Here is a 12,988-nt window from a genome sequence, read left to right as displayed (position 1 = left end):
GATTTCCCGCGGGTGTCCCGGCTGTTGCGGGTGTGTAACATCCGCAACCGCCGGGACCCTGCGAGGGCGCAGTTCGCCGCTGTGGGCCGCTGTGTGGCCCCGGGGCCTACACCCGCACGAGTCCGGCGACGTCGGCCAGCAGCTGCACCGAGCGCAGCCGGGCCCCGGTGCCGGTGCTCTGGTGCGCCACGATCAGTTCGTCGGCGTCGGCGTGGGCAGTGAATCCGTCCAGGTATTCCAGCACGGCGGCAGGGGTGCCCACAGCGGAATACTTCATCATCTGGGCCACGTGCTGGCCCTGCGGGGAGTCCAGGATCATGTCCGCCTCGTCGTCGCTGAACTCGCGGCCGTTGCCGAAGAACAGCGAAACGCGGGCGCGTTTGGTGGCCTGGAACATCTCCTGCGCCTCGGCCGCGGAATCCGCCGCGATCACGTTGACGCCGGCGATCACGTGCGGGGCATCCAGCTGCGCGGAGGGCTGGAAGTCGCGGCGGTAGACGGCGACGGCGTCCCGGAGTGCGTTCGGCGCAAAGTGCGAGGCGAAGGCGTACGGCAGGCCCAGCTGCGCAGCGAGCTTGGCCCCGAACAGCGAGGATCCCAGGATGTACAGGGGAACATTGGTGCCCTTGCCCGGGGTAGCCTCCACGCCTTGGATGCGCGTGGGACCGGTCAGGTAGCCCTGGAGTTCCAGCACGTCCTGCGGGAAGCTGTCCGAGGACATCGGGTCGCGCCGCAGGGCACGCAGCGTGTTCTGGTCGCTGCCGGGTGCGCGGCCCAGACCGAGGTCGATCCGGCCCGGGTGCAGGGTCTCGAGCGTGCCGAACTGCTCGGCGATGGTCAGCGGGGAGTGGTTGGGCAGCATCACGCCGCCGGCGCCGAGGCGGATGCTCTCCGTCTGCGCGGCGATGTGTGCGATGAGCACGCTGGTGGCTGACGAGGCGATGGCGGACATGTTGTGGTGCTCGGCGTACCAGACGCGCCGGTAGCCCAGCTTCTCGGCGAGCTGCGCCATGGCCACGCTTCCCGCGAAGCTTTCTGCCGCCGTCTGGCCCTTGCCGATGGTTGCCAGGTCAAGGATGGAGAGCGGAACAGTCACGGAAAAGCCGGCCTTTCGTAGCGGGGAAGTCTCAGGCGCCGCGCCGGGTTCTGGCACGGGCACACTGTGGACAACGACGCCGGGCTCCGGGATATTTCTGCCGCAGCAGTGCCGCTGCCATTCGTTTTCCGCGCTTGGGGTCAGGGGCACGAATAGTTGTAGTCCAGCCCGCCGGAAATGTACTGCGTCAGGGCGACGCGGCCGCCCAGGGTGAGCGCCGGCGACGAGCAGTTCGACTTGGCGCCCGTGAGGGACCGCGCACCCGCGAGCCAGCTGGGCAAGCCCGCGAGGGGACTGCCTGCCGGGACCGTCCCGGCAATCTGGCTCCACTGGTAGCCGGTGGAATAGAGGCCGACCTTGGCGTTGATGCTCTTGAAGTAGGCGGCCATTCCTTCCAGGTCGGCCACATTGGCTGCCTTGTCCGGCTGCCAGCTGTTTCCGGTCTCGACATCCAGCCACCACAAGTAATTCTGCGGGTTGTCGACGCCGCGGATCGTGGCGTCGTCGTAGGCCTTCGCGTAGCCGTACATGTAGGAGCAGGCTTTGAAATCGTCCGTGCCGCTGCCACAGACACCATACGGGTTGGCCACGTCCGCGCCGCCGTAGCTGTTCGAACTGGGCCACCACGAACCCTGGAGGCCCGAGTTGGCCGTATTGACGTAGAGCGCCACCCGCGGCTGGGCGGTGAGCGGGGGATTCGGGGCGGTGTTTGCCCAGGCGAGTTGCGCGGCCAGGCACGGGTTGGTGGTGTTGGCGAGGCCGTTGTTCACCCCGACGATCGCGAATGCGGGCTGTTTGGGCAGGGTCTTCCCGCACTGGGGCCAGGAAACGTCGATGCCGGTGGGCCCGGAAGTGCGGGGCGGGGCGGCGTCGGCCTGACCTCCGCCCAGCAGGACAAGGCCAAGTGTGATGGCGGCGGAAGCAAGCTTCGTCAGTACCCGGATAGCCATGCCCCAGCTTACGTCCGGCTCCGCCCGGGAGCGGGAAACCCGCCGGGCGGGTCGGCCAGCGGGTCGGCGAGCGGAATACTCAGCTGGCTTAGGGAGTTGCCGCACCTATGAGCCCTGACAACTCACAGCATCCCGAATCATCCGCCACGATCGATCTCAAGGACCTGGGCAGCGTCCACCGTCTGGGGTTCGGTGCCATGCGCATAGTCGGGGACGGCGTCTGGGGCGAGCCGGCAGACCGCAAGGCCGCCATCGCCGTCGTCCGCCGCGCGGTGGAACTCGGCGTCGACTTCATTGACACCGCCGATTCCTACGGGCCGAACATCAGCGAGGAGATCCTGGCCGAGGCGCTGCATCCCTACACGGAGGGGCTGCGGATCGCCACCAAGGTCGGTTTCACCCGCACCGGCCCGCACGAGTGGGTGCCCCTGGGCCGGGCCGAATACCTCCGGCAGCAGACTGAACTGAGCCTGCGCAAGCTCAAGGTTGACGCGCTCGACCTGCTCCAACTGCACCGGATCGACCCCAAGCTGGATCCGGAGGAGCAGTTCACTGTTCTCCGCGACCTGCAGAAGGAGGGAAAGGTGAAGGCACTGGGCCTGTCCCAGGTCAGCGTTGCCGAGCTTGAGGAAGCCGGGAAGTACTTCACCGTTTCCACCGTGCAGAACCGTTACAACCTGACCGACCGCAGCTCCGAGGACGTGCTCAACTACGCCGAGGAGAACGGAATCGGCTTTATCCCCTGGGCGCCGATCTCCGCCGGTGAACTGGCGCAGCCCGGCGGCCTGCTGGATCAGGCCGCAAGGCGTCTCGGTGCCACCACGTCGCAGGTGGCCCTCGCCTGGCTGCTGCGCCGCTCCCCCGTCATGATGCCGATCCCCGGCACCAGCTCGGCCAAGCACCTCGAAGAGAACCTGGCCGCTGCCGGCGTCGTCCTGGACGACGCCACGTACGCCGAACTCGAAGCCGCACACTAAGTCCCTTTACTTTTCAACGCCGGCCTGTGGCCGGCAGAACAGGAGCCTGACATGGCTAACATCCTGATGGTCGTATCCGCCGCCGATTCCCTCACCATGCGTGACGGCAGTGAACACCCCACCGGCTACTGGGCCGAGGAACTGGTGGTTTCCCACCAGACCCTGCTCAACGCCGGACACACCGTCCACCTCGCCACGCCTGGAGGCGCGAAGCCCACGGTGGACGAGGTGAGCCTGGCGGCCGAGTCCGCCGGCGGCCAGGACCGTGCCGACGGCTTCCGCAAGTACCTTGCGGAGATCGACGCCGAGCTGTCCGCGCCGCTGGCGCTGGCCGACGTCGAGCTCTCCGGCTACGACGCGATCGTCCTGCCCGGCGGGCACGGCCCGATGACCGACCTCTACCGGGACGCCGACCTCGGCAGGCTGCTCGTTGCGGCGAACACGGCCGGCAAGGTCATCGCCCCGTTCTGCCACGGCCCGGCCGGTCTGTTGAGCGCCATGGACGACGCCGGCAACTTCGCCTTCGCGGGACGCCGCCTCACCGTTTTCACCAATGAGGAGGAACTGGGCGGCGGCACCGGCCCGAACACGCCGTGGTTCGTGGAGGACGTGCTCAAGGACAAGGGCGCGGTGGTCGAGAACGCCGCCGCCTGGAGCTCCCACGTGGTGCGCGACGGAAATCTGATCAGCGGCCAGAACCCGCAATCCAGCGAGGACGTGGCGAAGGAAGTCCTCAAGGCCCTCGCCGAATAGCAGGCCCGAAACAACACCCGCCGAAGCCGGGTCCGGGGTGCCGGACCCGGCTAAGCTGTCCGCATGGCCATCAAATCCACCGCAGACAAAGTCGCCACCATCCAGAAGGGGTACACCCTCGAGGGCCCCACGATTGAGCTGGGCGCCGCGATCATCGACGGCGAAGTCCACAAGGATGCCCCCGTCCGGCTCCCGCTCGCCATGATGAACCGCCACGGGCTAGTGGCCGGGGCAACCGGCACAGGCAAAACCGTCACCCTGCACATGATGGCCGAACAGCTCTCCACCGCCGGGGTCCCGGTGTTCCTGGCGGACATCAAGGGGGATCTCTCCGGGCTGGCGACGGCGGCCACCGGGAGCGAGAAACTGATGGCTCGCACGGCAGGGATCGGCCAGCCCTGGTCCGGCAAAACGTTCCCGGTGGAGTTCCTGGCCCTGGGCGGCGACGGCAACGGCATCCCGGTCCGCGCCACCATCACGTCCTTCGGCCCCATCCTGCTCTCCCGCATCATGGAGCTCAACGACACGCAGGAATCCAGCCTGCAGCTGGTCTTCCACTTCGCGGACAAGAACAACCTCGAACTGATCGACCTGAAGGACCTGCGCGCCGTCATCCAGTTCCTCACCTCCGCGGAAGGCAAGGACGAACTCGAGGAACTCGGCGGGCTGTCGAAGTCGACCGCCGGGGTGATCCTCCGCGAGCTCATCACGCTTGAGGCGCAGGGTATGGAGAAGTTCTTCGGCGAACCCGAGTTCGACACCGCCGAACTGATCCGCACCGCCCCGGACGGGCGCGGCGTCATCACCTGCCTGGAGCTGCCCACGCTGCAGACCAAGCCGATGCTGTTCTCCACTTTCCTGATGTGGCTGCTGGCCGACTTGTTCGAAGACCTGCCCGAGGCGGGCGACCTGGACAAGCCCAAGCTGGTGTTCTTCCTGGACGAGGCACATCTCCTGTTCAACGGCGCCTCGAAGGCATTCCTGGACGCCATCACCACCACCGTGCGGCTGATCCGGTCCAAGGGCGTCGGCATCTTCTTCGTCACCCAGACCCCCAAGGATGTTCCCGCCGAGGTCCTGGGGCAGCTCGCCAACCGGGTGCAGCACGCCCTCCGCGCCTACACGCCGGAGGATGCCAAGGCGCTCAAGGCCACCGCCTCCACCTTCCCGATGAGCGACTACGACCTTGAGGAAACCCTCACCTCCGCCGGGATCGGGGAGGCGGCCATCACCGTCATGAACGAGAAAGGCGCCCCGACGCCGGTGGCGCTCACCCGGCTGCGCGCGCCGGAATCCGTCATGGGTCCCAGCGCCGACGCCCTGATCTCCAGCACTGTGGCCGGCTCGGCGCTGCTGCCCAAGTACGGCACCGCCGTCGACAACGTCTCCGCCTACGAGAAGATCTCCGGGAAGGCCGCGGCAGACACCGGCGCGGCAGCTCCTTCTCCTGCTCCGGCCCCCGGCGGCGGAACCTCGGATGTCGACGCCGAAGCCCGGCGGATCGAGGAGGAAATACTGGGCCGCCCCAGCAGCCGGCCCGCTCCGGCCCCCGCATCTCAGGAACCCCGGCAGGCACCCCGCCAACCGGCGGACGACGGCGGCATGGCCGGCGACCTCGCCGGTGCGCTGGGCGGCGCCCTCGGCGGGGGGCTCAAGAGCATGGCCCGCTCACTCGGGACGCAGATCGGCCGCGAACTGTTGCGCGGAGTCTTTGGTACGGCCCCCAAGCGCCGCCGCCGTTAGGCGCGGCCGGGTTCCCCCCTGACGGGCGGGCCATGTCACGTGGGTCGCCTGTGACAAGGGAATTCCTGTGGGGTGCAGGTAACGTAAGGTAAGTGCAAATGAGTCAGGCGTTGGTCAGGATCGCAGCCGGGTGGCTGCTGGGCCTGATGCTTGCTGTGGCCGGGGGCATCGTCGCGATCAATATCGTGAACAATTCCATTGCGAGCCCGCAGCAGCCTGTCCGTGAGTATCTCGATGCCCTGCAGAAGGGCGAAGGCGAGAAAGCCCTCGGTTTGCTGCACGCTTCCGTTCCGCAAAGCAATGCCGCCATGCTGGATGGCACGGCGCTGCAGACCGCCGCCGCACGGATCAGCGGCGTCAGGTACGGCGACGCCGAGGACCGTGGCGGCAACCAGGTGATGGTCCCGATCGACTACACGATTGACGGCAGCCAGCTGCGGACCGAATTCCTGCTGGAACGTTCCGGTACGGAGTGGCTGTTCTTCCACAAGTGGGCGATTGTTCCGGCGGCTCTACCCGTCCTGAACGTCACGGTGGTCAACGCCAACGAGGCCACCCTGAACGGGGTACCGGTGAACATGCCCAATGGCCGCAACTCCTTCGCCGTCTTTTACCCGGGCGAGTACGAGGCGTCCCTGTCCGGTGAGTACTTCGCCGCGGCGCCCACTAAAGCCACGCTGTCCGGCCGGGACGTCCCCGTGGCCCCGTTGAACCTGTTGACCGAAGCCACCGACGGGCTGAAGGACGCTGTGGGCGGCAAGGTCAAGGAGTTCCTGGACACCTGCGCCGACACTGCCGACAAGGAGCAAAAGCTCCAGCCGGACTGCCCGTTCTACCACACCACCAACAACCGCGTCGTTGACGGCACCATCGACTGGAGCATCACCGAATACCCAGCCGTCAGCATCGAGCCCTTCGGCGGACGCTGGGTGGTGGCGCCCCTGAACGGCAAAGCCCGGATCAAGGCCCAACAGGTGGACCTCTTCACCGGGGCCGTGACGGAACTCAACGCCGTCCACGACTTCAGCTTCACCACGCGCCTGGACGTCGACGCCGACACCGTCAAGGTCACCCCGCTCTTGAGCTACTGACCCCGAGGGCTCCGCCGCGGCACGTCACGGCAGGCAGTTTTTTGGCCCAGCCGGCCGCACCGCAACCCGTCATTCCGGAAAAATCCTGGCTTCAGGCTGCCAAGAACCTGCCTGCCGTGACACCTACCCCTGGAGATTCAGCCCGGCGAGGACTGCCCGGACCTCGGCCAGCATCAGCGCCGGGTGGTGCACAACGTCGTCGTAGTAGTACCGGAGCACGGAGTAGCCCTGGACCACGGAAACGTTGTTGCGCCGCTGGTCTTTCTTGACCTGCGCCCACTCACGGTGATGGCGCCCATCCAGCTCCACAATCAGCCTGCCCTCCAATAGGAGATCCACGTATCCGACGCCGTTGATGTGGACCTGCGTTTCCACGCTGATGCCCGCCTGGCGGAAATACGTCCTGGCGAGGGTCTCCAGCATGGATTCGGCACCGTGGTCCACCCACTCCAGGACGTGGCGGGCGCGGCCATTGCGTTTACCGGGGAGCCTGTCCCGCAGGAACCCGACCGTCATATCGCCCCGGCCGACGGCGCAGTCCGTCATGACCAAGGCTTCAGCGAACGGCAGGCACCTCAGCGCGTGGATGAGCACGTCGCCGAGGGCGGCAACCGGCCGGTGCGGATGCGGCTCCAGGAGCAGGCCGGAGTGGCCGACCTGCCCGTCGAAGGCTTCACCGCGTCTGTGCTGCACATGCACGGGACCGGCGGAGTTCACGGACCAGAGCCCGTAGAACGGCGCCGCGCTGCTGCACGTGAGGAGCTGCCGGTGCTGCAGCAGCGCCACATGGTCCGGGGGCGCCGTCGGAAGTGCGTAGAGTCCGCGGACCGGCTGGACTACGCCCGCCCTCACTGCCCGGCGCAGTGCGGCGTCGTCGATCCCCAGGCGGGCCAGTGCAGGCCGGCGGGCCGCTCCCCCGCATATGGCCAAAGCCCGTAAGACATCCATGGGGCCATCGTTCTCCGGTCTGGAGGCGCCGGCAGTCCGTTGACCTTCTATGTGGACATCTTCACGTCACGGGGCGCATTGTTTTGCGGCCGCCAATGCGTCGGATCCCCGGGATTCCGCGGATCCGGGGCCCGTCAAACCCAGAAGACGGCTGTCCGTGACACCCGGGTCGCGGACAGCAGCCAGCGGACGTCAGTCCATGCCGCGCAGGTCCAGCACCAGCTCGGTGTCGCCGTCGGCCTGCAGCAGCACCGGGATGCCCCAGTCCTGCTGGTACAGGTGGCAGGCGGCATGGTCCGGGATCTCGCCGTCCGCATCCTCCGGGCCGTCGCAGGCCGCGGCGCGTGCGGTAATGTGCAGTACGCCCTCCGGCACGTCGGAGGCCAGTTCCAGGGTGCGGAGCAGGCCCACCGAGGTCCCGCCGCCTGCCAGCAGCAGTTCCGGCGGGGTGGAGGAGATCTTCAGCTGGGTCGGGTCGCCCCAGCGGTCGTCCAGTTTCTGGCCGGTCGGCGCGGTGAAGCGGACAGTCAGTTCCAGCAACCCGGGAGCCACGGGGCTCTTCGGCCGGTGGGTCTGGACTGCACCCTCGTCGACCTGCTGCGCGTCCTTGGGGATGGGCACATAGACTAGCTGGTGCTTGTTGGCCTCGACCACCACCAGCAGGGGCTCCGAGCCGGCCACGTGGGTGTGGTCGACAATCACGTCGGAGGGTTCTGACAGCCCGCGGGCCAGCGTGGAGACTGTGCCCGAGGCCGGGTCGTAGCGGCGGACAGCACCGTTGTAGGTGTCCGCGATCGCCACCGAGCCGTCCGGCAGCACGGTGACGCCCAGCGGGTGCTGCAGCCGCGCTTCGGCGGCGGCGCCGTCGCGGAAGCCGAAGTCGAACAGGCCCTTGCCGACGGCGGACTCGACGGTGATGGCGCCGTCGTCGCCGACCACGAGCTTGCGCAGGGCGGAGGTTTCGGAGTCCGCGACCCAGATGTTCCCGTCGGCGTCCTCGGCGAGGCCGGAGGACTGGGCGAACCAGGCTTCAGCTGCCGGGCCGTCGAGCAGGCCCTCGAGGCCGTTGCCGGCGATGATGGACACGGCGCCGGAGCGCGGGTCGAAGCTGAAGATCTGGTGTACGCCGGCCATGGCGACCACGACGGCGTTGAGTTTGGTGGACCAGACAACGTCCCAGGGCGAGCTGAGGGACACCTGCAGCGGGTCCGCCTCCAGCCGGGCCCCATACGCGGCGCCCTCCTCGTCCACCCGGGCCGGGCCGGTTTCCAGCAGCCGCTGCACGCCGTTGCCGGCCACGGTTCGGGTTGTTCCGTCCGCGAGGGAGAGCCCACGGAGCCGGTGGTTCACGGAGTCGGCAATGACGACGTCGTAACCGGCGTCCGCGGCGGCGTCCTCCGGGAGCAGCACCAGGCCCTGGGGTTCGTTGAAGCGGGCAGCGGCGGCATTACCGTCAGTGTGGCCCTTGTCACCGGAACCGTAGGTCGCCAGCACGGTCTGGAAGTCGGTGGAGAGCTCCACGAGGCGGTGGTGCCCGGTGTCTGTGACCAACCAGGAGCCGGCTTCCGGAGCGCTTCCGACCCCGCGGCCGGCCGGGAGGTAGAGGGCCTTGCCGGGGAACCGCAGGGTGCCCGACGTCGGCTCCGGCGCCACATAGGGGCCGTCGCCGCGGTGCAGGGTGCCCTTGGCCTCATGCTCGGCGATCAGCTCGGGGATCAGCACGGCCAGGCCGTCCGCGTGGCCTTCACCGGAGAGGTGGGCCACGATGTAACCCTCGGGGTCGATGACCACCAGCGTGGGCCAGGCCCGCGCCGTGTAGGCCTTCCAGGTGTCCAGCTCGGGATCGTCCAGGACCGGGTGGCGGATCTCGTAACGTTCGACGGCGGCGGCCAGGGCCACCGGATCAGCCTCGTGTTCGAATTTGGGAGAGTGCACGCCGACCGTGACCAGGACGTCGGAATACTGCTGTTCGAGCGGGCGGAGTTCGTCCAGCACGTGCAGGCAGTTGATGCAGCAGAAGGTCCAGAAATCCAGGAGCACGATCTTGCCGCGCAGGGATTCCAGGTCCAGGGACTTGCCGCCGGTGTTGAGCCAGTTGCGGCCCACCAGTTCGGAGGCCCGGACCCGGAGGTGGGTGCGAACGGTTTCGGTCATGAGCGTCCTTCCAGCTTTGAGTTGCGTTCGGCAAGCCTGGCGTCACGCTCGGCCAGCTTGGCAAACATATCGTTGTAAGCAGTGAGATCGGCGTCGTTATTCCTGTCCGCCGCCCGGTCGGTGCGCTTGGACTCGCGCGCATCGGAGCGCGACCACATAACGGCGACGCCGATCGCCACCAGCAAAGTCGGCACCTCACCGATGCCCCAGGCCACGGCGCCGCCCATCTGCTGGTCCAGCAGCGCCGAGGGGCCCCAGGTCCGGCCGAGGTTGCCGAAGTAGTCCGCTGCCAGAAGCCCGGTGCCGCCCATGATCGCGACACCGAAGAAGGCATGAAAGCCCATCGTGGCGAGCAGGAGCAGGAGCCGCATGGGGTATGGCGCGCGCCGGGGCAGCGGGTCGGTGCCGATCATGGTCAGCACGAAGATGTAGCCGGTGAGGGCGAAGTGCAGGTTCATCAGCTCGTGGCCCACGTGGTCCCGCATCGCGTAGCCAAACGCGTCCGAGTAGTAGAAGAGCACGATCGAGCCGGCGAAGTTGGCCGCGGCGAACAGCGGGTGCGTGACGAGCTGGGAGAACTTTGAGTGGATGAAGATCAGCAACCACTCGCGGGGGCCGCGGGAGCTGTCCCGCCTCGGCGTCAGGGCACGCAGCGCCAGCGTTATGGGGGCTCCGAGGACAAGGAAGATGGGCGCCACCATCGTCAGCGCCATGTGGTCCACCATGTGCGCCGAGAACAGCACCCGGCCGTAGACCGACGGCGGTCCGGAAGTCACATAGGTCAGGACACCCAGCCCGATCACCCAGTTGACGGCCCGGAACCAGGACCAGTGGTCCCCGCGCCGGATCACCTTTCGCATACCGAGGATGTAGGCCACAAGGCCGAAGACCGCGACAGTGACCCAGAGCCAGTCCAGACGCCATTCGGTCAGCCAGCGCTCCGGGGTGAGTTCCGGCGGCAGATCGTAGCCGGAGATGATGAAGGCCGGGGAGGCGTCCGGCACAAGAGCCTCGCCCTGGGGCGGCGCCGAGCGGCCGAGGGCGACGGCGATGCCCGACGTCGCCCCCATGAGCAGTAGCTCCGCGACAACAAGCTGCCAGAGCACGCGGCGGGCGGACAGCCCGCCGCCGTGGCTGCCCAGCTGCGGGATGACCCAGCGCCGGTGCATCAGGCCGATGCCGCCGAGGACGAGGGTGGCCGCCGCTTTGGCCAGGACCAGCTGACCGTAGGACGAGCCGAAGAGGTCGTCCCAGGACGTGAGGCGGATGCTGGAGTTGATCACCCCGGAGGCGAAGACGAGCACGAAGGCGAAGCCGGCCAGGGCGGAGAAGCGCCGGAGGGCCGGCTCGGTGATGTCCGGGCGGCTGCCGCCCTTCGAGCCCGAAGCAGCCCCACCCAGCACCCCGGAGAGCAGTGCCAACGTGATGATGCCGCCCACCCAGGCTGACACACCGACCAGGTGCAGGCCGAGCGAGTTGATGGCACCTTCGTGGTCAGCCGAGCTGGCGGAGTGGCCGATCAGCGCTGACGGGACCAGGCCGATCACGGACAGCACCAGGGTTGCCACCAGGCCGCCCAGGGAGCGGACTCCAAAGAGGGCGGTCGTGACCACGGCGGCGATGATGACAACGGCCAGCCAGGCGCGGCCAGTCTCGATGTCGGTCATGAAGTACACCAGCGACCGGGTGAATTCCGGGTCCCCGGAGATCTGCTGGCCGGCAATGTCCGAGTAGCTCAGCACCAGCACGGCAACAGCTGAAAGCGTCCAGACGGCGCCCGCAGCGGCGGCGACAGCCAGCGCGCGGGTGAAGGCTGGGTGTTCCGGGAGATCCTTGGCTTTGGACCGGGAGCCGGCGAGGGAACGGGGCAGGATTCCGACTGCGAAAATCAGGCCGCCGATCACGGTGGCCAGCGAAACGTTGTGCACGGCCTTGCTGACCGGCAGGCCCCAGCGCACCAGGGCGCCCGGGTCCGAAACCTCGCGGGCGGCTGCGGCGCCGGAGAACAGCAGCGCTGCTACCAGTCCGAGGAACAGTGCGGCAAGGCCCGCGTACAGCCAAGGCCGGGAGATCCCTGCGTTGGCTGCAACAGCGCCCCGCGCTCCCCCGGTCGGGGTAGGAGCGGCGGTGGTGGCACGGGGATTTGCTGCAGAAGGCACAGTTCCATTGTCCGCTACGCTCCGCCTGCTCAGCGAATCGAGCGCTCCCCGCAGCCTGCCGGGGAACTGCTGCCGGACATGTCAATCAACGAAAAAGGAGCGGCGACCCACAGGGTCGCCGCTCCTTTCAAGCGTTCAAAGAAGACTACTTCTTCTTGGAGACCGCAGCCTTCAGCTTGGAGCCGGCGGTCAGCTTCACGCTGTGGCCTGCGGCGATCTGGATGGTCTCGCCCGTCTGCGGGTTGCGGCCGGTGCGAGCTGCACGGTCGGTGCGCTCAACTGCAAGCCAGCCCGGGATGGTGATCTTTTCGCCCGCGGCGACAGAGGTCTCGAAGACCTCGAACAGTGCATCCAGCACGGAGTTGACGGCTGCCTGGCTGGTGCCGGCCTTGCCTGCTACCTCTGCAACAAGTTCACTACGGTTCTTAGCCATTTATGTCCTCCTGGACGGTCATAATTTCTGGAGCCTGCACACGGCATGCGCACAAGCCACTGTCCGAAAACTTACCAGCTTGCCGCCGTCGAGGTGGCAAATTCCGCGTGTTTTCGGCCTTTTTTGGGGAAAAACCCGGGAAACGGCGCCTTTCGGACCAATATTTCGCCATCAGCGGACGCTCCCTCAGCTGTGGCGGCGTCCACCCCGATGCTCCCTCAGATCCTGCGCTATCCGGGGCAACGCTGTTGTGCGCTCCCCGGAGAGGAACGACGGCGGCGCCTCGCCGCTGCGTGCCCGCACGCAGCGGTGGGTGCGCTGGGCGTCCTGGTCGGCCTGCGGCTTCCGCGGTGGTTCCGGCAGGCCTGGAAGTTCCAGCGGGATTTGAGGGAGGGTCCGGGATCTTCCGGCCGGAGCTGAGGGAGGGTCCGGTGTGGTGGGTGGTGATTTGGGGGTTAAGTGCGGGAGAGCCCCAACCGTGGTGGTTGGGGCTCTCGACCGTTTAATGATGTTCCGGCGGTGACCTACTCTCCCACACCCTCCCGGGTGCAGTACCATCGGCGCTGTGGGTCTTAGCTTCCGGGTTCGGAATGGGACCGGGCGTTTCCCCCACGCTATGACCGCCGTAACCTTTTGTCCCGTTCCCCCTGGGGGGTGGGAAGTCTGGTGTTACAACTGTGGTGT

10 protein-coding genes and 1 rRNA gene are annotated in these 12,988 nt (G+C 67.6%); 4 read left to right on the top strand and 7 right to left on the bottom strand.

The genetic code is table 11. From position 1 onward, the window contains the following. Window positions 1-106: 106 nt before the first annotated feature. Both GXK59_RS18730 and GXK59_RS18725 read right to left on the bottom strand, forming a co-directional pair. The gene (locus GXK59_RS18730) at window positions 107-1,096 is read right to left on the bottom strand and encodes an LLM class flavin-dependent oxidoreductase (RefSeq protein WP_160668845.1); all 990 of its coding nucleotides are present in this window, start codon (window positions 1,094-1,096) and stop codon (window positions 107-109) included. Between the two features lie 140 nt (window positions 1,097-1,236). Then, the gene (locus GXK59_RS18725; RefSeq protein WP_160668844.1) at window positions 1,237-2,046 is read right to left on the bottom strand and encodes a hypothetical protein; all 810 of its coding nucleotides are present in this window, start codon (window positions 2,044-2,046) and stop codon (window positions 1,237-1,239) included. Window positions 2,047-2,153: 107 nt separating this feature from the next. Between GXK59_RS18725 and GXK59_RS18720 the strand changes: the two genes are divergently transcribed. From GXK59_RS18720 to GXK59_RS18705, 4 genes are all read left to right on the top strand, one after another. Beyond that, window positions 2,154-3,023, top strand: coding sequence for an aldo/keto reductase (locus GXK59_RS18720; RefSeq protein ID WP_160668843.1), 870 nt, complete (start codon window positions 2,154-2,156; stop codon window positions 3,021-3,023). Window positions 3,024-3,074: 51 nt separating this feature from the next. Then, window positions 3,075-3,776, top strand: a complete 702-nt coding sequence (locus GXK59_RS18715) for a type 1 glutamine amidotransferase domain-containing protein (RefSeq protein WP_160668842.1) — start codon at window positions 3,075-3,077, stop codon at window positions 3,774-3,776. 63 nt (window positions 3,777-3,839) lie between these two features. Then, on the top strand, window positions 3,840-5,519 hold the full coding sequence (locus GXK59_RS18710; protein WP_160668841.1) for a helicase HerA-like domain-containing protein: 1,680 nt from the start codon (window positions 3,840-3,842) through the stop codon (window positions 5,517-5,519). 98 nt (window positions 5,520-5,617) lie between these two features. Further along, complete coding sequence (locus GXK59_RS18705; protein WP_160668840.1) at window positions 5,618-6,610, top strand: hypothetical protein; 993 nt, start codon at window positions 5,618-5,620, stop codon at window positions 6,608-6,610. A gap of 123 nt (window positions 6,611-6,733) precedes the next feature. Here the strand turns inward: GXK59_RS18705 and GXK59_RS18700 are convergent, their stop codons facing one another. The 5 genes from GXK59_RS18700 to rrf form a co-directional block, all read right to left on the bottom strand. Next, entirely contained in the window at window positions 6,734-7,558 is an 825-nt protein-coding gene (locus GXK59_RS18700; RefSeq protein WP_160668839.1) for a DUF559 domain-containing protein, read from the bottom strand. 192 nt (window positions 7,559-7,750) lie between these two features. After that, on the bottom strand, window positions 7,751-9,712 hold the full coding sequence (locus tag GXK59_RS18695) for an NHL domain-containing thioredoxin family protein (RefSeq protein ID WP_160668838.1): 1,962 nt from the start codon (window positions 9,710-9,712) through the stop codon (window positions 7,751-7,753). Then, window positions 9,709-11,871: a cytochrome c oxidase assembly protein gene (locus GXK59_RS18690; protein WP_160668837.1), complete on the bottom strand. Its 2,163-nt coding sequence runs from the start codon at window positions 11,869-11,871 to the stop codon at window positions 9,709-9,711. Before GXK59_RS18690 ends, GXK59_RS18695 begins: the two co-directional genes overlap by 4 nt. A gap of 145 nt (window positions 11,872-12,016) precedes the next feature. Next, window positions 12,017-12,304, bottom strand: a complete 288-nt coding sequence (locus GXK59_RS18685) for an HU family DNA-binding protein (RefSeq protein WP_024367639.1) — start codon at window positions 12,302-12,304, stop codon at window positions 12,017-12,019. Window positions 12,305-12,815: 511 nt separating this feature from the next. Continuing rightward, a 5S ribosomal RNA gene (gene rrf, locus GXK59_RS18680) occupies window positions 12,816-12,932 on the bottom strand. Between the last annotated feature and the right edge of the window lie 56 nt (window positions 12,933-12,988).

The organism is Pseudarthrobacter sp. ATCC 49987, assembly GCF_009928425.1.
In the GTDB taxonomy this organism is placed as follows: domain Bacteria; phylum Actinomycetota; class Actinomycetes; order Actinomycetales; family Micrococcaceae; genus Arthrobacter.
This window is presented reverse-complemented; position numbering and strand designations above follow the sequence as displayed.